The following is a 21470-nucleotide window of genomic DNA, read 5'->3' as shown; positions in this document are numbered from 1 at the left end:
CTGGCCAAGCCGTCCGGTAAGCATGCTCGTGTCAGCCTTGTCGCCGATCGCTTCGGGCGCCTGCCATGAGGCTGCCCGCGATACTGCTCGGAATCGTCGTCGCCCTGTCGTGGCTCGGGTTGCCGGCGGCGTTGGCGGCCGGCGCTCCAGCGAAAGATATCCGGAAGGGCGCCTGGAGATTCGAGATCGACCGCCAGGACCGGCCATGGCTCGGCTTTTACGACACCAGCGGCAAGACCGTCTTTCGCATCGGCTGCGGCACGCATTTCGAGATGGATGCGGTCTATCCAGGGGATGCGCCGCCGCAGGACCACACCGCGGCCGCGCTCGCGATCGCCAGCGGCAAGACGCAGATGGATTTCGCCGGCTTCACCTACGCCGCTCCCGAATCCTTCCCGCTGAACACCGCGATGTTCAACCAGCCGGACCTCGGCCATCCCGAGCTTGCCGAAGACAAACGGCGCGCGCTGGAAAACCGCGTCCTGGACCTGCTGGGCTCCGGGCAGCCCTGACGATCTCGGCCGCGGGCAAGAGCTACGTGCTGCCGCCGGCCAAGGCGCCACACTGGCGGGCGCGCTTTTCCGGAAGATTTGCTGAGGGGGACGGGGGCAAGTCCCTTCAAACGGATTTCGTACGAGCTCACTATCTCGCCGCGCCGCCCTCCCGATTTGTATCAATAGGATTAAATAATATTGAATTATTTCAATGCCTTGAGGGGTAATCGTTGCTTTTCTACCAAAAGTGACCATAATGGTGTAGTAAGCATAGCTAGGGACCATTATGGTGCTTCCATGAACGAGGAGCTTTCACCTCAGGACATCCGCCGTATTCGTGAAAAAATCGGCCTGTCGCAGGTCGAGGCCGGAGAACTCTTGGGTGGGGGTCCCCGCGCGTTCACGAAATACGAAAACGGCGCGATCAAGCCGACCGCAGCCACCGTCAACATCCTGCGGCTTCTCGACGCGAATCCTTCTGCACTTATCACTCTGTCAGGGGGCAAGGTTGCCCCGATAGAATCCGAAGGCATCCGCCCGTTCGAAGTGACGGGCAAGCACATCGCAGCGCTCAGCCCCCGCAAGCTCGTCTTGCTTATGCGTCGACTCCTAGATGGAGAAGCGCTTAGCGGCGATCTTCCCATGGACGGCATTCATGTTGCCGCAAACATCACTGCCGCTGATGGCGGTGAAGATGCGCGTATCCAGTGGCAAGGCGGCCCGGTCCGGACGAAATTCCTGCCGAGCCGTATCTCCCAGTTCCAGTTGAAGGCCGGACCGATCACGCCTGCTGAAGCCGGCGCTGATGTGCTTACGCCCTCGGGCGACGTGAAGCTTATGGTGCGAGACGCTCTCGAACAGGGCGGTTGTTACATCATGATTTGTGGTCATTCGTACGAGAACAAGCTGATCAAAGCGCGCGTCGAAAGTATCCGCAAGAGTTTGGCCAAGGGCGGACTTTCGGTCGATCCGGACCGTGTTCAGTTTCGCGACGCAGATCAAATCGCATCGTGGGTAAACGTGCTGCCGCCGGTCGCGGCGTGGGTACTTGAGCAGACGCAGCCCGGGATGGTTGGGCCATTCAAGGATTGGACCCACTGGGCCGGACGCTTCGACGGCTCTCCGTGGGTTGCCGATCCGCGTTTGCCCCAGTTCAGGGAAGATCTGCGTTCGCTAATCGGGAGGCCGCGGGGTGTCGCACGGGTGGTCGGCTTGTCGGGCGTAGGCAAGTCGCGGCTCGTTCATGAGGCCTTGGGCCCCGCTGACGATGAAGACTCTATTGCGCTTCTGTCTGACCTTGTCCTGTACGCAGTCGAATCTGAAGTAGGCACGATGGCAGTCAAGGGTATCGTGCAGACCCTTGTGGACTCCGGTTTCCGTGCGATCATCGTGGTTGACCGCTGCCCGCTAGGATCACATCAGGACCTTGCCGCGATGGTGAAGCGTACAGGCAGCCGCGTTTCTCTTGTCACCATTGATCACGAAGTTTCGCCCTCCATTCAAGGCGACGATGAGCTGTTGCTCGTCGAACAGGCCAGCGACACAGTTGTGGAGGGGATGATCAAACGGATTGCGCCGGATTTGCCGGGCGAAGATCACCGCCGGCTGCTCACGTTCGCCCGCGGATTCCCGCAGATGGCTGCTTTGCTTGGACAAGCATGGCTAAAAGACATGCCGATCGCTGCCGCCACGAATGATGAGCTTATTGATCGAATTCTTCTCGGACGTAAGCCATTTGATGTGCCCTTGCTGAAGGACGTTGGAATGCTCCTTGGCGCCTTTCGCCTTTTAGGCGTCAGTGACGATCTCAACGATCTATCGCACGTCGCCCCACTCACACGCGGTCGCTCCACCGAAGACTTGCATGCTGCACTTGATGACCTTCAAGCTCGAGGAGTGGTTCAGAAGCACGGGCGTTTAGTCAGCTTGCAACCGAAGCCGCTGGCTATGGCATTGGCGGAGCGTCAATGGCGCCAATGGGGACAATCCAGATGGGACGAAGTGCTCGCTGGAAAACTGCCCCAACGACTCCGTCAGAACGTTGCCCATCAGCTTGCGATGCTCAACACCGGTCCCGTCGCTCCTCAAGTAGCTCGTCGCGTTGCGCGAATCGATGGCCCATTCGCTTCGCTGGAAGCTCTCGCCCGCGAAGGTGCAGCAGAGGTCATCAATGCACTGTCGGAGATAGACGCTGAGGCTGTTGTAAGCCTCTTAGAGTACATCCTTGGGCCTCTCTCTATCGAGCAAACCATGAAGGTCAGTGGCGATCTTCGGAGGAGCTTAGTTTATGCGTTGGAGAAGATTGCCTTTGTAGAATCTACCTTCGAGCGCGCGGCTCTCCTCTTGCTCAATCTCGCTGTTGCTGAAAATGAGCAATGGGCGAACAATTCGGTTGGCCAGTTCAAAGCCCTTTTCCCTGTGTTTCTCTCAAATACCGCCGCGCCAGCGGAGCCACGGCTCCGCTTGTTTGATGAGCTGCTCCGGAAGAACGACCCGCAACAGATGCCGATCGTTGCAGATGCTCTGGTCGCGGCGATCGATATGCACTCAAGCAGCCGTATGGTGGGTCCAGAGACGCATGGGAGTCGGCCCGCATTAGAGCCTTGGGAGCCCAGGTATTGGAATGTGGCGTGGGACTACGTCATAGCCTGCGTCGATCGCTTGGCTGTGCTTGCGCTTCGCGATGACGCAGTTGGGCTGCAGGCCCGTAATGGCATTGCGCATCAATTTCGCACGTTCGTCGAGGGAGGTCTGCTTGATCACATCGAGCGATGGGTTACCAAAATACGTGCGGTCCACCCTTATTGGCCTGCGGCTCTCAACGTCTTAGGCGACGTGCTCCAATTTGATCTTTCTGATCTCAAGTCCGGTGAAGAAGATCGCATCCGGAGGCTGGTCGCAGACCTGACGCCGCAAGATCTGACGAGCCGTGTCCGATTTATCGTTACGGAGATGCCGTGGGATTACCCCATCGACGAGCAGCTCGATTTCCAAGAACGAGATAAGAGACAGGTTGAGGCGGTTCGGAATCTAGCGAGCGAGCTGCTGTTGCAGCCTGATAAACTGTCTTCGGTGCTCGGCTCGATCTCAGAGGGCGATCAGCGGATGTCGGTACCCTTCGGGCAAGCAATCGCAGAATTATCGAAGGACCCGCTCTTCTGGGAAAAGCTGATCAAAGACGCTTACGTGATGGTCCCCGATGGTAAACGGAACTACGGGTTGATTGCTGGGTTCTACACCGGCCTTGCATCACGTCACCCCACATCCGTCGATGCTTTCAAGCGTGAAGCTGTCCATTCCAACGTCTACGCACCCATATTGCCGTTTTTGTGCCTTCGACTCGGAATCGAGGCTGCGGACGTACTTATGGTTTGCGAGGCGCTTCAGGAAGAGACCTTGCCGCCAGGAACTCTGTCGTATTGGGGTATGGGCGGCGTCTTCTCCAAACTCGACACCTCTTCCGCGATACCTCTGTTTAACCTTCTCCTAGCGATGGGAGATGTCGGATACTCGGTTGCATTGGATCTTATGGGTATGTTCGTGCACGGTCAGCTCTCTCGTCTAGAGGAGTTACGACCACAGCTCATGCTGGCTGTCGAAAATGTTGGCAACCGGCCCAAGCGCCGCGGTTCGCAGATGGATTCACATCATTTCAAAGAGATGGTGGGTTGGTTGCTTGAGAAGGGGCGAGGTGATGCCGATGCTCGCGCTGCGGCTGCAAAATTGGCAACTTACCTCGCTGCCGATCCTGATGGCGACGCTCGTGACGTAATCAAGCCACTTCTTCCTATTATGCTCGAGCACTTCGCTCCGATCGTTTGGCCTCCGTTTGGCAATGCTATCGTCCGTGATCGCGTGTCCGCTTGGCGCATTGAACACGTCCTCGGCGACAGTTTTTCATTCGCGCATAGGAAGCAGCCTGCGATCTTGCATGTACAGGAGGACATCCTTTTCGCTTGGGCTCACGCGAACCCTGATTCAGGACCTGCCTTTCTCGCACGCGTTCTGCCCGTGTTAACGACACGCTCGAAGGGGGCTGGCTTCCATCCGCTCGTGAAACGACTTTTGGACGAGTTCGGCGAACGTGATGACGTGCACCATTCCCTCGTTCAAAACATGCACTCGTTTGGTTGGACTGGTTCGCTCACTACGTACTATGCGCTTTATGAGGAGCCCCTACAGTCCTTGTTCGAGCATCGGATCGGCGCTGTCCGCCGTTGGTCTCGGGTCACGCACGCTCACATACGTAGGCAGGTTGAAGCGGCAAAAAATGAAGACGATGAGGAGGACGCTCAGTGGAAGGCGTAAGATAGCTTAGGTCTTCCCCACTAATGTCGGCCTTGCAACGGACCTATAGCTTTACACAAGCTGCCATGATTCCATTGTGCCCCTGTTTTGCCCGACGAGTCAACTAAATTTCTGAAAATCGAAAAAACGTAGCGCCGCCAACAGGCCGGCTACTGTGCATGGGGTTGTTTTCGCGATTTTTTGTTTGCCGGCCCGCGGATCCCTCGGGCCGCACCCCATCTCGTCAGGTCGGAATGGCCTCAGCCCCAGCCTCAGCTATCCACCTTCAGCGCGGCGATGAAAGCTTCCTGCGGGATGTCGACCTTGCCGAACTGCCGCATCTTCTTCTTGCCTTCCTTCTGCTTCTCCAGAAGCTTGCGCTTGCGGGTGATGTCGCCGCCGTAGCATTTTGCGGTGACGTCCTTGCGCAGCGCGCGCACCGTCTCGCGGGCGATCACCTTGCCGCCGATCGCCGCCTGGATCGGGATCTGGAACATGTGCGGCGGGATCAGCTCCTTCATCTTCTCGACCATGGCGCGGCCGCGGCCCTCCGCGCGGGTGCGGTGGACCAGCATCGAGAGCGCGTCGACCGGCTCGGCATTGACCAGGATCTGCATCTTGACGAGATCGGCCGGCTTGTAGTCGGTGAGGTGATAGTCGAACGAGGCGTAGCCCTTGGAGACCGACTTCAGGCGGTCGTAGAAGTCGAACACGACCTCGTTGAGCGGCAAATCGTATTTCACCATGGCGCGGGAGCCGACGTAAGTCAGCTCCTTCTGCGCGCCGCGGCGGTCCTGGCACAGCTTCAGGACGCTACCGAGATATTCGTCGGGCGTGAGGATCGTCGCCTCGATCCAGGGTTCGTCGATCTCGGCGATCTTGACCACGTCGGGCATGTCGACGGGGTTGTGGATCTCGATCTCCTGGCCGTCGGTGAGCTTCATCTTGTAGATGACGCTCGGCGCGGTCGCGATCAGATTGAGGTCGAACTCGCGGGACAGCCGCTCCTGGATGATCTCGAGGTGCAACAGGCCGAGGAAGCCGCAGCGGAAGCCGAAGCCGAGCGCAGCTGACGTCTCCATCTCGAAGGAGAAGCTGGCGTCGTTGAGGCGCAGCTTGCCCATCGCGGCGCGCAGCGTCTCGAAGTCGTCGGCGTCGACCGGAAACAGGCCGCAGAATACGACCGGGATCGCCGGCTTGAAGCCCGGCAGCATCTCGGCGACCGGCTTCCTGTCGTCGGTGATGGTGTCGCCGACGCGGGTGTCGGCGACCTCCTTGATCGCGGCGGTGATGAAGCCGATCTCGCCGGGGCCGAGCTCATCGACCTGCTGCATCTTCGGCGTGAAGAAACCGACGCGCTCGACGTCGTAGGCGGCGCCGGTGCCCATCATGCGCACGCGCTGGCCCTTCTTCATCGTGCCGTCGACGATGCGCACCAACACGACGACGCCGAGATAGACGTCGTACCAGCTGTCGACCAGGAGCGCCTTCAGCGTGGCGTCGCGGTCGCCCTTCGGCGGCGGCAGGCGGGTGACGATGGCTTCCAGCACGTCGGGAATGCCGAGGCCGGTCTTGGCCGAGATCATCACGGCGTCCGAGGCGTCGATGCCGATGACGTCCTCGATCTGCTGCTTGACCTTCTCGGGCTCGGCCGCGGGCAGATCGACCTTGTTCAGGACCGGGACGATCTCGTGATTGTTGTCGAGCGCCTGGTAGACGTTGGCGAGCGTCTGCGCCTCGACGCCCTGGCTGGCGTCGACCACCAGCAGGGAACCCTCGCAGGCCGCCAGCGACCGCGAGACTTCGTAGGCGAAGTCGACATGGCCGGGCGTGTCCATCAGGTTGAAGATGTAGTCCTTGCCGTCCTTGGCGCGATAGGCGAGGCGCACCGTCTGCGCCTTGATCGTGATGCCGCGCTCGCGCTCGATGTCCATGGAATCGAGCACCTGCTCCTTGCCCGCCATCTCGCGGTCGGAGAGGCCGCCGGTCATCTGGATCAAGCGGTCGGCCAGCGTCGATTTTCCATGGTCGATATGGGCGACGATGGAGAAATTGCGGATGTTGGAAATGGGGACGGTCGTCATGGGCGCGGGATACCACTCACATCCCCGTGCGGCAACCATATTGCTGTATTTTCAGGGCCTTTGTTCACGCCAAGCTGATTCCATGACGGGCCAAAACGCGCTACGCACGGCCCATGTCCACGACCTCTCTTCCCACTGCCGGAGCGCGGGCAAAGACCCGCTTGAGTTACAACCGCTTCCGGGCCTTCCTGGTCGCCTGCGCGACCCGCCCCGAGGCGCGATTGTGGCTGGTGATCCAATTCGCCATCCTGCATGCGGTGCTGTGGACCTTCATCCTGATCAATCTGAAGGCGGCGCAGGACGTTCACATGGACGTCGCAGAAGCCTGGGGCTGGGGTCAGAAATTCCTCTGGGGCTATGGCAAGCACCCGCCGCTGTCGGGCTGGGTGACCGGCCTCTGGTTCAAGGCGTTCCCGGCGGCGGACTGGGCGACTTATGCGCTGGCGATGACGACGGTGAGCGTCGGCATGGTGCTCTGCTGGCTGATCGCCCTGCGCGTGGTGGATGCGCGCCGCGCGTTCCTGGTCGTGGTGATGATCGCGCTGTACCCGATCTTCAATTTCAAGGGCTTCAAGTACAACCCGGACCTGCTGCAGCTCGTCACGCTGCCGCTCCTGGTGCTGGCTTATCTCAACGCCTTCGAGAAGCGGAGCTGGCAATCCGGAATCCTGCTCGGGCTCGCCGGCGCGCTGGCGCTGATGACCAAATATTGGGTGCTGACCATGATCGGCGCGATCGGACTCGCCGCGCTGATCCATCCCGACCGGTTGCGTTTCCTGTCGTCGCCGGCGCCATGGGTGGCGATCGCAACCATGGTCGCGGCGATGATCCCGCACCTCGTCTGGCTGGCGGATGCGCATTTCGTGCCGCTGACCTATGCCGGCGACACCTACAGCCTCAAGGACAAGGCCCAGCTGCATCAGCTGGTCGCCGGCTATGTGCTGCATAATTTCGGGCTGCTGGCCTTGCCGGTGGCGCTCGCGGCGCTGGCCATGGCGTTGGTGCCGCCATGGGTCAAATTGCTGCTAAGTGCGCCCTTGCACATCGTCACGCGCGCCTGGGCGCGGGGCGCCAATGCAGGCGTCAATGTTGCGCAGGCGCTGAATGTCTGGATCGTCCAGGTCATCGTCGCAATCGGCCCGCCGCTCGGCGCGCTCGCCTTCAGCATCTACATGAAGACGGATTGGGGCATCTCGCTGTTCTTCCTGGTGCCGCTCGCGCTGGTCGCGATCCCGACGCTGCGGGTGCAGAGCGCCGCGCTGTTCAACATCGCCGCGATCTGGCTCGTGCTCAGCGCCGCGACGCTTGCCGCTTCGCCATGGATTGCCGCGCGCGAGATGGCAGCCAATGCCGGCAACGCGCAGATCTATGGCGCGCGCTCGGAGCTCGCGCGCGAATTGACCAAGGCCTGGCACAGCCGGTTCGGCACGCGCTGGGCCGTCGTTGCCGGCACGATGGAGCAGATTCAGCCGCTGGTGTTCTACAGCCCGGATCATCCGGCCGCGCTGCTGCCGCTCGAGGCCTGGGATTCCGGACTGACCTCGCGCGACGACGCCAGGAAGTACGGCTTCATCGGCGTGTTCGATCCGACCGACGGCCGTCTGCCCGCGTTCGAGAAATGGGTGTCGGACACAGCGCCCAACGCCGAGCGCATCGCGATGACCACGCGCCGCTTCACCAACGGCAAGGCCGGCCCGTCGATGAGCTGGAACATCTACATCGCGCCACCGGGGAAATAAGCCGAGCTGCCGTAGGGTGAGGCAAAGGCGCGAAGCGCCGTGCCCACCATCTCTGGGCAATCGCGACAGACTTGGTGGGCACGCTTGCGCTTTGTCCACCCTGCGGCAGCTTCGTTGACGAAGCCCCTAAACCCCTTCCTCGTTGAACTTGCTTTCAACGAGCTCCGTGATTGCCGCGAGCGCGGCTTCGGCATCGGTCCCTGCCGCCGCCACCGTGATCGTCGTGCCGGGACCCGCGGCGAGCATCATCAGGCCCATGATCGAGGTGCCGCCGACGGTCTCGCCGCCGCGCGTCACCCACACCTGCGCGTCGAAGCGCTCGACCGTCTGGACGAACTTCGCCGAGGCGCGCGCATGCAGGCCGCGCTTGTTGATGATCAGGAGATCCTTGGAGATCGCGCCCGCGGGCACGCCGCTCGCGGCTTGTGGCGCCTCCTCGCTCATTTGCCGGCGAGCACCCGGCTGGCGATGGTGACGTATTTGCGGCCAGCTTCCTGGGCCATCGCGATCGCGTCCGGCAGCGGTCGCTCCTCGCGCACCTTGGCGAGCTTCACCAGCATGGGAAGGTTGATGCCCGCGAGCACCTCGACCTTGGGCCGGCTCATGCAGGATATTGCGAGGTTCGACGGCGTGCCGCCGAACATGTCGGTGAGGATCGCAACGCCGTCGCCGGAATCGACGCGGTTGACCGCCTCGATGATGTCGCTTCGGCAGAGATCGGAATCATCCTCGGCGCCGATCGTGATCGCTTCGATTTGCTTTTGTGGACCCATGACATGCTCAAGCGCCGCCTTGAATTCGTCGGCAAGGCGCCCGTGGGTCACAAGTACTAGACCAATCATCGGAAAACTCCTCGCGGGCGCTTTTTGGTGCACCGCACGAACGCGCCACTTTGACCATCCAGAGCCCCCGCGCAAGAGGGGATGTTGCGTATCTCCCTGAATCTATACGGATGGATGAGGGGAGCTGCGCCGGTCTATTCGGTCGCGATAGTGGGGCTCATATGGTTACCATTTCCCTTCAAACAATCGCCTGAAGGGTTAACGGAAGATGAACTCTTGGTAGTGGTCAAGGCCGCAACAACCAGGGGAAGGGGCGAATAGTCGCGGGCAACAGGGATTCGCGGTATTTCGACACCAAAAATGCTGGTTTTCAGCGCTTCGGCCGGCGGCAGCCGCTCCGCGTCCGCTGCGGCCAGATCGACCACGAGACCGACGGTCGCATGCTCCACGAAGTCGCAGCGGCGGATTCCGAGGCCCCGGATCTCGATCAGGCCCGCCAGGCGAGGCGCGGGGCGGACCTCAATTTCATTGCCGAGTGTCGCCAGATGGACACGGTCGTCACCGACCAGAACCGCGCTTTCGACGACGCCCGAGCGGCCCGCCATGATCAAATCAAAGGCAAGCCGCGACTTGCCTGACCCCGAGGGCCCGCGGATCAGCACGGCGAGTGTCCCGACCTTGACGGCAGAGGCGTGAACGCTGGGCCCGCCGTCGTTCGAGCTAGCTTGGCTCATAGCGCCGGCAGCCTCACCACGAAGCGCGCGCCGGCAATCGTCGGCGTTCCGTCGGCGTCCGGCGGGCCGGGGCGGTTCTCCGCCCAGATGCGTCCGCCATGGGCGTCGACGATCTGCTTGGAGATCGACAGGCCGAGGCCGGAATTCTGGCCGAAGCCCTGATGCGGGCGGTCGGTGTAAAAGCGCTCGAAGATGCGCTCCAGCGCGTCGTCGCGAATGCCGGGGCCGTCGTCGTCGACCACGATCTCGATTTCGGTGCGGACGCGCCGGCAGGTCAAGCGCACCTTGCTGCCGCGTTCGGAGAACGATTGCGCGTTGGAGAGCAGGTTGGAGACGACCTGTCCGAGCCGCGAATCGTGGCCACTCACGGCGAAGGTGTCGGTCGGGCCGCGGCCCTCGAAGCGCGTTTCGACCGCGACGTCGTGGCCGAGCTTGGTTTCGTTGGCGACGGACACCAGCGTCGTCAGCAGCCGCCGCAAATCGACCGGGATCGCATCCTGGCGCTGCAGCTCGGCATCGAGACGGCTGGCGTCGGAGATGTCGGAGATCAGCCGGTCGAGCCGCTTGACGTCGTGCTCGATCACCTCGAGCAGGCGCGCGCGGCTGTTCTCGTTGCGGGCCAGCGGCAGCGTCTCGACCGCCGAGCGCAGCGAGGTCAGCGGATTCTTCAACTCATGGGCAACGTCGGCGGCGAACATCTCGATCGCCTCGATGCGGCTGTAGAGCGCGCTGGTCATGTCGCGCAGCGCGCCGGAGAGGTGGCCGATCTCGTCGCGGCGGCGGGTGAAATCGGGAATCTCGATGCGGGCCTTGATGCGGCGGCGGACGCGTTCGGCGCTGTCGGCGAGCCGGCGCACGGGACCTGCGATCGTGCTCGCCAGCAGCAGCGACAGCATGATCATGACGGCGGCGGCGACGCCGCCGACCTTCAGGATGGCGAGGCGCTCGGCAGTGACCATCTGGTCGATGTCGTCGCCTTGCGTCGACAGCATCAAGGCGCCGTGGATCGCGCGCGAGCGCAGCACGGGGACCGCGACCGAGACGATCACCTCGCCGCGTGCATTGACCCGCACCATCGAGCGTTTCTGGCCCTGGAGGGCGTCGCCCACTTCGCCATAGCCATTGCCGTTCTCGGGCCCGAGCTCGCGATAGAGCGGCAGGTCGCCGCGGTTCAGCCAGGTGCGCACCGCGACCTTGCCGCGCTCGATGATGCCGGGCTGCTCGGCCGGGGGCGGCAGGGGAAAGCGCAGCACGTTTTCCAGGTTGCGGCTGTCGAGCAGCAGGCTGCCGTTCGGATCGTAGATGCGGGCGCGCGTCTTGGTCGGCGAGATCAAGGTGCGCAGCACCGGCGCGACGCGCTCCGGATTGATCGGGAAGTCCAGCGGCGAATATTCGTCCGGGCCGCCATAGGTCTCGCCCGGCTTGAGGTCGAGCAGCCGCTCGGGATCGATGGTGATGGCGTTGGTCTGGACAGTGGCAGAGGCCGCGATCGCGCCGGCGATGATCTCGGCCTGGACCAGCAGGCTCTGGGCGCGGGCGTCGATCAGGCCGGCACGGAATTGCGACAGATACAGGATGCTCGCCACCAGCGCGACGAGGCCGGCGAGGTTGAGCGAGACGATGCGGCGGGTCAGGCTCGAGAAGGACAGCGCGAAGAAGAACTGCCCGGCGCGTTTCAGCCAGTTCAGCGGCCGGAAGCCCTGCGGCTTGTCGTCGGCAACGTGCTCCTGAACGCCGTCGGATGCGACATCCCCGGCGCTCTGGTTAGGGTCAGGCTGCGTTCGGTCAAGCAATGCTTACGCCCGCGTTAGGACGGCCCGTGCGAAGGTCCCCGCATCCTAGAGCGATCCTCGTCCCGATGGAACGAGAACCGGAGATGCTCTCGATCGCCGTGAAGGGAGCGCCTCAGGCTTCCTTGAAACGGTAGCCGACGCCATAGAGCGTCTCGATCATCTCGAACTCGTTGTCGACCACCTTGAACTTCTTGCGCAGCCGCTTGATGTGGCTGTCGATGGTGCGGTCGTCGACATAGACCTGGTCGTCATAGGCGGCGTCCATCAGCGCGTTGCGGCTCTTCACCACGCCGGGCCGGGTCGCGAGCGCCTGCAGGATGAGGAATTCGGTCACGGTCAGCGTCACCGGCTCGTTCTTCCAGGTGCAGGTATGGCGCTCGGGGTCCATGCGCAGCAGGCCGCGGTCGAGCGCCTTGGCGTCGTTCTCCTTCGGCGCGACGGTCGGGTCCTTCGGCGCCGAGCGCCGCAGCACCGCCTTGACGCGCTCCACCAAAAGACGCTGCGAGAACGGTTTGCGGATGAAGTCGTCGGCGCCCATCTTGAGGCCGAACAACTCGTCGATCTCCTCGTCCTTGGAGGTGAGGAAGATCACCGGCAGGTCGGACTTCTGCCTGAGACGGCGCAGCGTCTCCATGCCGTCCATGCGCGGCATCTTGATGTCGAGGATGGCGAGATCCGGTTGGGTGGTGCGGAAACCGTCGAGCGCGGAGGCGCCGTCCGTGTAAGTCATGATTCGGTAGCCTTCGGCTTCCAGCGCGATCGAGACGGATGTGAGAATGTTGCGGTCGTCGTCGACCAAAGCGATTGTGGGCATGAGCCTCTGCTTTCTGCTTTCCGTTTGGGTCGTGGCTTGAAACGGCGAGCAATCCAGTGATGCGCCGCATACATGGGTGCCGAAGTGGCGTTCGAACCTTGTCACCGAGCAATGCAAGCTGGGCTGAAGTGTGACCAAGTTCCACGAGACATGGCAGATTCGCCGCGTCTCGACCCATAACAGGGCCCCCGTTTACCCGAAAAAAGGCCCTCCTTGCAACCACCTGACCCGAGAAAGCCGATGCAACCGACCACCGATTTCGACCCCGCAAAGCTCGCCAAATCGCTGCTGAGACGGTCCCGGCAGGGGGCGCTGGCAACGCTCATGACCGGCAGCGGCGACCCCTATTGTTCCCTGGTCAATCTGGCCAGCCATCCCGACGGCTCGCCGATCCTGCTGATCTCGCGCCTTGCCGTGCATACCAGGAACGTCCTGGCCGACAGCCGGGTCTCGCTGATGCTGGACGAGCGGGCGGAAGGCGATCCGCTGGAAGGCGCCCGGATCATGCTGTCCGGCCGGGCGGAGCAGGCCGAGGCCGAAAAGGACCTCCTCCAGCGGCGGTATCTCAATGCCCATCCATCGGCGGAAGGCTTTGTCTCCTTTAAGGATTTTTCCTTTTTCCGGATCCGCCCCACGGGAACCCATCTGGTCGCAGGCTTCGGCAGGATCGTCGATCTCAAGCCCGACCAGTTCCTCACGGAGCTCACCGGCGCCAAGGACCTGCTGGCGGCCGAAGAGGGCGCCGTCGAGCACATGAACGCCGACCACCGCGACACCATGAATCTGTACGCAACGAGGCTGCTCGGCGCAGCCGAGGGCGACTGGCGCTGCACCGGCTGTGACCCGGAAGGCCTCGACATGCAGGACGGCCAGACCGCTCTGCGGCTCGACTTCCCGGAGCGGGTGACGGACGGCACATCGCTGCGCAAGATGCTGGTGCGGCTCGCGGGCGAGGCCCGCAGCAAGGTGGTGTACTCCTGAAATTGAGGTCGGCTCTGAGCGCCGAACGGAAGTTCTCTAATCGGGTGGAGCGGTATTGCTGATGGCCCGTAGCCGACCCAGCCAGACGTCGTGCCGACGGGCGGCTTTTGGAACAGAAGCGGACGTTGATCTAGGAACTCATAACTGAGCCCTTGTTTCGATTAATGTCTGCGTTTCGCACAAAAGGCACTTGGGACAAACGATGGTAAAGACGCGCTCGATGGCGTGCCTTGCTTCGAATCTTTGTCCCTCATCGTGAGGGCCATTTAGAGAAAGCAAAAGCAATTCAACGTCTGAAGGACCCTACGTCCGGTATATGGAAGAGAACGAAGAAGACGGCTTGCCTCCAAGGACACCTCGCGCGCCCGATGATCGCTGTCGCGCTCTCAGCGAGCCGGGTGTCGTGACTGCGCGACACCCGGTCGTCCAAACACGAGGAACGTGGAGGGGGCCGCCGTTTCGTTGCCAATGACCGCCTTCGCATCAGAACAGGCCCGGGACCAGCATCGCGACCTTTTCCTTGTAGTGCCGGTACTGATCCCCGAACAGCGCCACGAGATCGCGTTCCTCGAGCCAAATGCCGAAAAAGATGTAGGCGGTCGTCACGGATGCGAAGAGGAGGTGACCGACTGACATGGTCGGCGTCGTCCAGAATGCGACGATGAAGCCCAGATAGATGGGATGCCGGATCAGGCCATACAGTCCGGGCGTCCTAAATTTCGTGGGTGCGGCCAGCCGCCCCAGGAAATGCGATACAACCTGCGTCAGGCCGAACAGCTCGAAATGGCTGATCAGGAACGTGCTGTAGAGCACGATGAACCAGCCGATGAAGTGGCCAGCAACGACTGCATAGGCGAGCGACTTCGTCTCGATCGACCAGATCACCGACGGCATCGGCTGCCACTGCCAGAATAGCACGATCAGGCTCAGGCTCGCCAATAGCACATAGGTGCTGCGCTCCAGCGCAGGCGATGCGACGCTGGCAAACAGCCGCTTGAAACCTTGTCGCGCCATGCCGCTGTGCTGGACCGCGAACAGCGACATCAGTCCGAGATTGATGACGAGTGCATAGGTGGGCGAGGGCGCCGCACCGGTGTCAATCGTCTTCGGAACGATGAGCTGTGAGATGAAGCCGACGGCATACAGAAAGGTGCCGAAAAAGACGAAATAGGAAAGCACGCCGTAGCCGAGCACGAGGCTTCGTGCGGCGAACGAGCTCTGGGCCTGAACCGGCCCGTTCTGCAGGGTGATGGACATGTCCTGATCTCCTAATGTGCGGATGCATGGGATACAGCCGCGGCGACGCCAATCCGTCGCTGCGGCCGTCGGGCCGGCTCAGATGCAGGCGAACCCGATGCAGACCTTCTTGACGTTGCAGAGGTTGCCCAGGCAGTCGACCGGCTTTCGTTTGGGCGGGGTGTTGCGGACGGTCACGCCCCCACCGCCTGCGCTGCGATGATCCCGGACCTCCGGTTGTCCCTCACGATGGTCACGCACCACCGGCTTGTCGCGATGGTCGCGGACATTCGTCGCGGCAGAAGCCGTGGTGAGCGTTATCACCACGCCAGCCATTCCGATCGCCAGCGCGACTGCCGTCTTGAAGCTGTTCGTCTTGGATGCATTGCTGTCGAGTGCATGCTTGGACTTGAAAAGCGAGTTCATGAGTTTCTCCTATGTTGGAAACGTTGTTGCAGGGACGTACGGGCTCGGACAGCGAAAGCCGATCTGGCTTCGTTGTCGGAGTTGGTGAGGCACGACGCCGACGGCGCCGGCCAGGGGGTCCTCGAAGAGGCGTTGCGCTCAGTGCGCGCGATGGTCGCGGAGTTTTGGTTCGGCTCTCGCCGTGACGCAGCCACCATCGGGCGTGTGGGTGTGGTTGCGCGGGTCGCAGAGCGTCCTCAGTGCCTGATTGGCCTGGCCACCGCGATGATTGCGCGCGATCGGATGCTCTGCCTTCGCCGTAGCGGGCGAGAGCGAGTTGGCCGCGATGAGAACGAGCATCGCGGCGGAGGCACCGGCTGTGCCGCGGCGGCGGGCATTGTTGCCGTGCCGGTCGCCGAGCTTCTTCATCATGAATTGCCTGGCCGCCCGCTCGCGCTTGGCCAGCATGTCGGCAACCGACCGGTTGACGAACCGGCGCAGCCGCACGAACACGGCGGCGAGATATCGATGCGACGGGCTCAGCGCGGGCGCCTGGGAGGGCATGGACATATGATTTCCTTTCGCTGGGTTCGAGACGATGACGCCCGCGCTGCAGTCAGTAACTGGACGCGCAGTTGTCGTATTGCCGGTTGCAGGTCCGATTGATGCAGGCAGTCCAGTCGCCCCTGCCTGCAGCCCCCGCACAACGCTGGTTGCAGAGCCTGTATTTCTGAATGCAGCTCATCTTCGCTGCATCGGCCGTTCCGGCCGAACTCAGAACCGAGCCGGCCGCAAGACCGGCGATGAGCAGAAGGGATTTCCAGAAGGGCTTGTTCACGTGTTGCTCCTTATTTAGGGGTCGGTTGTCATGATCGGCGGATAAATGCGCCGAAGGCTATTTCGCGGCAGCCGTCTGCTGTGCGGGATCGGCCCGCACGAGGACGGTGGCGGCTACCTTGTAGAATTCCTCACCGGGCATGCCGACACGACGCGCATGCTCGCGGATGGACTCGCCGTCGCTCGCCTCATAGATGCAGAAGGTGCCGATGCGGCCGTCGGACTCGTGCACCACATAGCTGCGGATCCAGCGCACGCGGTCCGGCATCTGCTCGTTGCCGATACGCGTCGATTTTGCGCCTGCAGCTTCAAGCTCGGCGAGGTTGGCCCAGGCGCTCGGGCGGCGAATGACGTAGAGTTCCATGTCAGATCTCCTTAGGGTGTGCTTGTTGACTGATGGGCCGCGAACGACCGCCTGGGAGCTATAGGCGCAGCCGGCCCTGACCGTCCTTACCGGGGCCTGATCATTTCCTGATGCCTGGCTGAACCTTTCCCGTCCTGCGCGGACACACCGACATGATCCACAGATTCGGCCCCTTCGAGCTCGATGAGGCGAGCCGCGTCGTTCTATGCGCGCGGCGTGAGGTCGCGTTGCAGCCGAGGGTGTTCGATCTGCTGGCCTATCTGGTGCGCAATCGCGAGCGGGTGATTGGAAAAGAAGAACTGCTGGATGCGATCTGGCCGCACGTGACCGTCACCGACAATTCGCTGCAGCGAGCCGTGAGCCTGCTCCGTGCGGTGTTGCGCGAGGGCGGCGTCGACGGCGCCATCCGCAACGTCCTGGGCAAAGGCTACCGCTTCTGCATCGATCTTGAGCCGGAGCTTCAAGTTCCCGCAGCCGGGGCGCCCGGGGAGCATGCCACAACCGTGCGGACACGGGCGCACCGCGCGGCGTCCGCGAAGTTATGGAACGAGGCCGCGGCCTTGTTCGAAGCGGCCGAGGCCGCTGGCATTCTCGATGGTGCGGACCTGCATCAATGGGCCCTCGCCCTGCAATGCACAGGCAGGACCGATGCGGCCATGCCGGTTCTGGCTCGCGCGGTCGCGGCGCATATCGAAGCCGGCAATGTGCCGTCGGCCGTCGTTGATGCGGTCACCCTGTCCGGCCTTTACTTCGAGCGCGGCCAGGCCGCGATCGCCAAGGGCTGGCTCGCCCGTGCAGAGGATTGGGCCGGCGAGATCGAGGATGCCGCGACCGCGGCGCTGGTCCTCTGGATGAAATCGAAGGTCGCAGCCTTCGACGGCGAGCCGGATCTGGCGTTATCGCTGGCCGATGAGGCCTATGGCGCAGTCCGCCACAAGGACGCGGTCGGCATCGAGGCGCTGAGCCTCGTCTATCGCGGCTTCTACCGGTTGTGCCTTGGTGACACGCGGGCCGGTCTGGCCGACCAGGACCATGCGGCGACCCTGGCGCTTTCCAGCAGCCAGCTCGATCCAGTCATGGGAGGAATTCTCTACTGCAACATCCTGTGGGCTTCGCGGATGTTCGGGGACTGGGCCAGAGCCGACCAGTGGACGTTGGGTTACCAGAACTTCTGCTCGGAAAGCGGGACCGAACTGACCGGCTCGTGCCAGCTCCACCGTTCCGAAGTCCTTGGCGTCAGGGGCTCGCTCGGCGAGGCTCTGACCCGCATCGAGGACTCGCTGTCCCGTCTCAACAGCGATGCGCCGTGGTCGATCGGCGATGCCAATCGCGTCCTCGGCGACATTCAATCCGCCATCGGCAATGACGACGCGGCGCTCGAAGCTTATGATCGAGCCTATTCGCTCGGCTGGTGTCCCGAACCAGGCCGCGCCATGCTGCTGCTGGAACGGGGCGAGGCGGAAGCGGCCCATGCCAGCCTCGAGCGCAGCTTGATCGGTAAGACCTGGTGGACATTGCAGCGGCGCGGAATCCTGTTCGCGCATCTGGCGCTGGTCGCGGCACATACCGGCCGCCGGCAGCAAGCCTTGGAATTGATCGAGGAACTGTCGGGCAGTGCCGACCGCTGGCCGATGCCGTCGATCCGGGCGCTCACCAACGAGGCGCAATCTGTGCTCGCGCATGCCGACGGCGACCTTGACGCCGCTTTGCGTCACCTACACCTCGCCCGGCAGCTCTGGTCGAGCATCGAAGGACGGGTCCATGCCGTGAGGCTCCGGCTGCAGATCGCGACACTGCAGCTCGAACGCGACGACGAGCGCGGCGCCGCGGCCGAAGTTCATGCCGCCGAGCTTGTGGCCCGCGATCTTGGTTCGCACAAGCTCGAAGCCCAGTGTGCAGAACTGCAGCGCAAGATCAATGTAGGACAGACCGGGCGCGCCGCCTAGGCGCAAAGCAAGCGATCGAACTTTGTGATGACGAAGGGCTATTGTTGCCGTCGCGCAGTCCGTCATCCCGCGCGCCCTTCATCCAATGCTTGACCGCATTCTGCGCCTTGCGACCACCATTGCATGCTGCGGAAACCCGCCGAGAAGCCTGGCTTCGCATCCAGGCTGTTACACTGATCGGGATGCCGGAGGGGCCGCCGCGTCGCCTAGGATGATTCGATCGCCGCCCAAACGCAGCGCCGGCTGGATGAGCACCCCCTGGGAACGCGACGTTTTGAACGCCGCGACCCGTCACTGCGACCCAAGACGACAGGGTTTTGAGGCTCGCAGCGAGGGGGTTCATGGCGCGTCGTCGTTTGGCATTGGCTGCCGGTCTGGCGTTCGCGATCGCCACGTCGTTGGCCGCCCCCGGTCTTGCCCAGAAGGGCGATCTGTCATCGCAGAGCGCGCGCATCAATGCGCTTCGGACCGCCGGCAAATACTCGGAGGCGTTGCCGCTGGCGCAGGCCATGGTGGCCTCGCTCGAGAAGACCAGCAACAACCGCGACCTCGCCGCCGCGCTCAACAATCTCGGGCAGATCCACGCCGACCAGGGCCACGATGATCAGGCCGAGCGGCTCTACACGCGCGCCATCGCGCTGATGGAGAAGGGCACCGGCCAGGGCAGCGTCGAGATCGCGCCGCTCCTGAACAATCTCGCGGCACTCTATCAGCGGCAGAGTCGCTTCACCGAGGCCGAGCCGCTGTTCAAGCGCGCGCTGGCCGTTCGCGAGCAGGCGCTGCCGCGCGAGCATCCCGACGTCGGCCAGTCCCTCAACAACCTCGCCACCTACTATGTGAAGCAACAGCGTCACGCCGAGGCCGAGCCGCTGTTCCGGCGGGCGCTCGCGATCTACCAGAAGGTCGGCGGCCCCGAGCATCCTGCGGTCGCCACCGTGCTGAACAACATCGGCCAGGTCGATCGAGACCTCAACCGCGACGCCGATGCCGAACCCCCGATCAAGCGCTCGCTCGCGATCCGTGAAAAGGTGCTGGGCCCGGATCATCCCGACGTGGCGCGCTCGCTCAACAATCTCGCCGGGCTCTATCAGCACCAGCAGCGCCACGCGGAGGCCGAGCCGCTTTACCGCCGCGCGCTGTCGATCCGTGAGCGTGCACTTGGGCCGGATCATCCTGACGCGGCAGCCTCGACGAGCAATCTCGCCGATTTCCTGCAGGCGGCGGGACGGACGGCGGACGCCTTGCCGTTGGCGCAGAAGACGCTTGCGGCCAATCGTGCGCAGCTGCGTGTCGTGCTGCCGATCCTGTTCGCGGCAGGGCAGCAATCGCTGCTTTCGAGCGAGAAGGCGCTCGATGATGCCCTCGGTGCGATCCAGCGCGGCACGCAATCCTCTGCAGCTGCCGCCGTGAACAAGCTCGCGGTGCGGCTCGCCGCCGGCAGCGACCGGCTCGCCGAGCTCGTGCGCAAGGATCAGGATCTCGCATCCGAGTCCGAAGCGCTCGACAAGGCGATCATTGCCGCGGTGTCGAAGCCGCCGGCCCAGCGCGACGTCGCGGCCGAGCAGCGCAGCCGCGCGCGGATCTCGGCGATCGCGAGCGCGCGCAATGAATTGCAGAAGACGCTCGCCGTCGAATTTCCCGACTATTCCTCGCTCTCCAACCCGCTGCCGCTGACCGTCAAGGACATCCAGCCGCTGCTGGCGTCCGACGAGGCGATGGTGATCTATTCCGTCGTCGACCGGCGGAGCTATGTCGTCGCGATCACGCGCGAGAGCGTCGACTGGAAGGAGATTTCGCTCGGAGCGGACGCGGTCGCACAGAAGGTCACGGCTTTCCGCAGGGGGCTCGATGTCGGCAAGGCGCGCGATGCATCCGGCAAATCGGGATTGTTCGACCTCGGCCTTGCCAACGAGCTCTATGTCGCGCTGCTCGGACCGGTCGAGGCGCTGACGAAGGACAAGCGCAACCTGCTGGTGGTGCCGTCGGCGGCCTTGACCGCACTGCCGTTTCATCTGCTGGTCACCGAGAAGCCGCAGGCTGCGATCCCGGACCGGCTCGAGGGCTATCGCGATGCGGCCTGGCTGCTGCGGCGTCAGGCGGTCTCGGTGCTGCCGTCGGTGATCTCCCTGAAATCGCTGCGTGCCTTCGCCCGCAGAGACCAGACCGTCAAGCCGATGACCGGTTTCGGCGATCCCGTGTTCAACCCTGCAGCCGAAGGGCCTGCCGGCCGGCGCGCCGCGAGCGGCAAGGTCGCCGCACGCAGCATCGCGACGATCGCCTATGCCGAGTTCTGGCGCGGCGCGGGCGTGGATCGTGCGCGGCTGGCGCAGGCACTGCCGCAACTGCCCGATACGGCCGATGAATTGAACGCGGTGGCGAGGGACGTCGGCGCTGCCGAGGCCGACATCCATCTCGGCCGCGACGCCAGCGAGACGACGCTCAAGCGTGCAGCGCTTGCCCAATATGGCATCATCTACTTCGCCACCCATGGCCTCGTTGCCGGCGACGTCAAGGGATTGGGGGAGCCATCGCTGGCGCTCTCCATCCCCGACCAGCCGACGGAGCTCGACGATGGTCTTCTCACCGCGAGCGAAGTGGCCCAGCTCAAGCTCAATGCCGATTGGGTTGTGCTATCCGCCTGCAACACCATCGCCGGCGACAAGCCCGGTGCCGAAGCGTTGTCGGGATTGGCGCGCTCGTTCTTCTACGCAGGCGCCCGCGCGCTCCTGGTGTCGCATTGGGCCGTGGATTCGGAGGCTGCGACCCGCTTGACCACATCGACGTTCGAGCTGCTCAAGAACGAACCGAAGCTCGGTCGTGCCGAAGCCTTGCGCCGCGCGATGTTAACCTATCTCGACGACGCCTCGTCGCCACGCAACGCCTATCCCGCGATGTGGGGGCCGTTCGCGCTGATCGGCGAGGGCGAGGTAAAATAGGGCGTTAGCGCGACGATTGTGCGTCGCAATAACGGGAC

Annotated in this window: 17 protein-coding genes; 6 read left to right on the top strand and 11 right to left on the bottom strand. The window is 63.2% G+C overall.

All coding sequences use genetic code 11. The annotated features are described in order from the left end of the window. Nucleotides 1-65: 65 nt before the first annotated feature. Entirely contained in the window at nt 66-512 is a 447-nt protein-coding gene (locus AC24YW_RS12835; protein ID WP_487483062.1) for a hypothetical protein, read from the top strand. A 180-nt stretch (nt 513-692) separates the two neighbouring features. After that, nucleotides 693-4802, top strand: a complete 4110-nt coding sequence (locus tag AC24YW_RS12830) for a type II TA system antitoxin MqsA family protein (protein WP_487483061.1) — start codon at nt 693-695, stop codon at nt 4800-4802. A 251-nt stretch (nt 4803-5053) separates the two neighbouring features. On the opposite strand, the gene lepA is transcribed toward AC24YW_RS12830, so the two are convergent. Then, on the bottom strand, nt 5054-6865 hold the full coding sequence (gene lepA, locus AC24YW_RS12825) for a translation elongation factor 4 (RefSeq protein WP_439372745.1): 1812 nt from the start codon (nt 6863-6865) through the stop codon (nt 5054-5056). 113 nt (nt 6866-6978) lie between these two features. Here lepA and AC24YW_RS12820 point away from each other — a divergent pair, with 113 nt between their 5' ends. Continuing rightward, entirely contained in the window at nt 6979-8604 is a 1626-nt protein-coding gene (locus AC24YW_RS12820; RefSeq protein ID WP_487483060.1) for a glycosyltransferase family 39 protein, read from the top strand. A 126-nt stretch (nt 8605-8730) separates the two neighbouring features. On the opposite strand, the gene AC24YW_RS12815 is transcribed toward AC24YW_RS12820, so the two are convergent. The 5 genes from AC24YW_RS12815 to AC24YW_RS12795 all read right to left on the bottom strand — a co-directional run bounded on the left by AC24YW_RS12815 (nt 8731) and on the right by AC24YW_RS12795 (nt 12727). Next, entirely contained in the window at nt 8731-9048 is a 318-nt protein-coding gene (locus AC24YW_RS12815; protein ID WP_487483059.1) for an HPr family phosphocarrier protein, read from the bottom strand. After that, nucleotides 9045-9446: a PTS sugar transporter subunit IIA gene (locus AC24YW_RS12810; protein WP_007597752.1), complete on the bottom strand. Its 402-nt coding sequence runs from the start codon at nt 9444-9446 to the stop codon at nt 9045-9047. Before AC24YW_RS12810 ends, AC24YW_RS12815 begins: the two co-directional genes overlap by 4 nt. A 134-nt stretch (nt 9447-9580) precedes the next feature. Next, on the bottom strand, nt 9581-10120 hold the full coding sequence (locus AC24YW_RS12805) for an HPr kinase/phosphorylase (RefSeq protein ID WP_487483058.1): 540 nt from the start codon (nt 10118-10120) through the stop codon (nt 9581-9583). After that, nucleotides 10117-11913: a stimulus-sensing domain-containing protein gene (locus AC24YW_RS12800; RefSeq protein ID WP_487483057.1), complete on the bottom strand. Its 1797-nt coding sequence runs from the start codon at nt 11911-11913 to the stop codon at nt 10117-10119. Before AC24YW_RS12800 ends, AC24YW_RS12805 begins: the two co-directional genes overlap by 4 nt. Before the next feature lie 112 nt (nt 11914-12025). Further along, nucleotides 12026-12727, bottom strand: coding sequence for a response regulator transcription factor (locus AC24YW_RS12795; protein ID WP_008542552.1), 702 nt, complete (start codon nt 12725-12727; stop codon nt 12026-12028). A 240-nt stretch (nt 12728-12967) separates the two neighbouring features. On the opposite strand from AC24YW_RS12795, the gene AC24YW_RS12790 reads away from it, so the two are divergent. Then, nucleotides 12968-13708, top strand: coding sequence for a HugZ family pyridoxamine 5'-phosphate oxidase (locus AC24YW_RS12790; RefSeq protein ID WP_487483056.1), 741 nt, complete (start codon nt 12968-12970; stop codon nt 13706-13708). Nucleotides 13709-14191: 483 nt separating this feature from the next. Here AC24YW_RS12790 and mddA read toward each other — a convergent pair whose 3' ends face one another. From mddA to AC24YW_RS12765, 5 genes are all read right to left on the bottom strand, one after another. Next, nucleotides 14192-14965 carry a methanethiol S-methyltransferase gene (mddA, locus tag AC24YW_RS12785; RefSeq protein WP_487483055.1) on the bottom strand — a complete coding sequence of 258 codons (774 nt, stop codon included), beginning with the start codon at nt 14963-14965 and terminating at the stop codon, nt 14192-14194. A gap of 78 nt (nt 14966-15043) precedes the next feature. Continuing rightward, a complete protein-coding gene (locus AC24YW_RS12780) occupies nt 15044-15370 on the bottom strand; it encodes a hypothetical protein (protein WP_487483054.1) in 327 nt (108 codons plus the stop codon). A 138-nt stretch (nt 15371-15508) separates the two neighbouring features. After that, complete coding sequence (locus AC24YW_RS12775; protein WP_487483053.1) at nt 15509-15919, bottom strand: hypothetical protein; 411 nt, start codon at nt 15917-15919, stop codon at nt 15509-15511. A 46-nt stretch (nt 15920-15965) separates the two neighbouring features. Continuing rightward, nucleotides 15966-16187, bottom strand: coding sequence for a hypothetical protein (locus tag AC24YW_RS12770; protein WP_487483052.1), 222 nt, complete (start codon nt 16185-16187; stop codon nt 15966-15968). 57 nt (nt 16188-16244) lie between these two features. Beyond that, nucleotides 16245-16550 carry a DUF4242 domain-containing protein gene (locus AC24YW_RS12765; protein ID WP_487483051.1) on the bottom strand — a complete coding sequence of 102 codons (306 nt, stop codon included), beginning with the start codon at nt 16548-16550 and terminating at the stop codon, nt 16245-16247. 152 nt (nt 16551-16702) lie between these two features. On the opposite strand from AC24YW_RS12765, the gene AC24YW_RS12760 reads away from it, so the two are divergent. Next, nucleotides 16703-18496: a winged helix-turn-helix domain-containing protein gene (locus tag AC24YW_RS12760; protein ID WP_487483050.1), complete on the top strand. Its 1794-nt coding sequence runs from the start codon at nt 16703-16705 to the stop codon at nt 18494-18496. 341 nt (nt 18497-18837) lie between these two features. Next, nucleotides 18838-21432 (top strand): CHAT domain-containing tetratricopeptide repeat protein, encoded by a 2595-nt coding sequence (locus tag AC24YW_RS12755; RefSeq protein ID WP_487483049.1) that lies wholly within the window; start codon nt 18838-18840, stop codon nt 21430-21432. Nucleotides 21433-21470: the final 38 nt, after the last annotated feature.

This window comes from Bradyrhizobium sp. USDA3516, from assembly GCF_057651995.1.
This window is presented reverse-complemented; position numbering and strand designations above follow the sequence as displayed.

Bases quoted from the DNA above. Each gene is read 5' to 3' on its own strand.
- AC24YW_RS12835 (WP_487483062.1), top strand. From the start codon at position 66: ATGAGGCTGCCCGCGATACTGCTCGGAATCGTCGTCGCCCTGTCGTGG.
- AC24YW_RS12795 (WP_008542552.1), bottom strand. From the start codon at position 12,727: ATGCCCACAATCGCTTTGGTCGACGACGACCGCAACATTCTCACATCC.
- AC24YW_RS12820 (WP_487483060.1), top strand. From the start codon at position 6,979: ATGTCCACGACCTCTCTTCCCACTGCCGGAGCGCGGGCAAAGACCCGC.
- AC24YW_RS12810 (WP_007597752.1), bottom strand. From the start codon at position 9,446: ATGATTGGTCTAGTACTTGTGACCCACGGGCGCCTTGCCGACGAATTC.
- AC24YW_RS12765 (WP_487483051.1), bottom strand. From the start codon at position 16,550: ATGGAACTCTACGTCATTCGCCGCCCGAGCGCCTGGGCCAACCTCGCC.
- AC24YW_RS12805 (WP_487483058.1), bottom strand. From the start codon at position 10,120: ATGAGCCAAGCTAGCTCGAACGACGGCGGGCCCAGCGTTCACGCCTCT.
- AC24YW_RS12760 (WP_487483050.1), top strand. From the start codon at position 16,703: ATGATCCACAGATTCGGCCCCTTCGAGCTCGATGAGGCGAGCCGCGTC.
- AC24YW_RS12775 (WP_487483053.1), bottom strand. From the start codon at position 15,919: ATGTCCATGCCCTCCCAGGCGCCCGCGCTGAGCCCGTCGCATCGATAT.
- AC24YW_RS12780 (WP_487483054.1), bottom strand. From the start codon at position 15,370: ATGAACTCGCTTTTCAAGTCCAAGCATGCACTCGACAGCAATGCATCC.
- AC24YW_RS12815 (WP_487483059.1), bottom strand. From the start codon at position 9,048: ATGAGCGAGGAGGCGCCACAAGCCGCGAGCGGCGTGCCCGCGGGCGCG.
- mddA (WP_487483055.1), bottom strand. From the start codon at position 14,965: ATGTCCATCACCCTGCAGAACGGGCCGGTTCAGGCCCAGAGCTCGTTC.
- AC24YW_RS12755 (WP_487483049.1), top strand. From the start codon at position 18,838: ATGGCGCGTCGTCGTTTGGCATTGGCTGCCGGTCTGGCGTTCGCGATC.
- AC24YW_RS12790 (WP_487483056.1), top strand. From the start codon at position 12,968: ATGCAACCGACCACCGATTTCGACCCCGCAAAGCTCGCCAAATCGCTG.
- lepA (WP_439372745.1), bottom strand. From the start codon at position 6,865: ATGACGACCGTCCCCATTTCCAACATCCGCAATTTCTCCATCGTCGCC.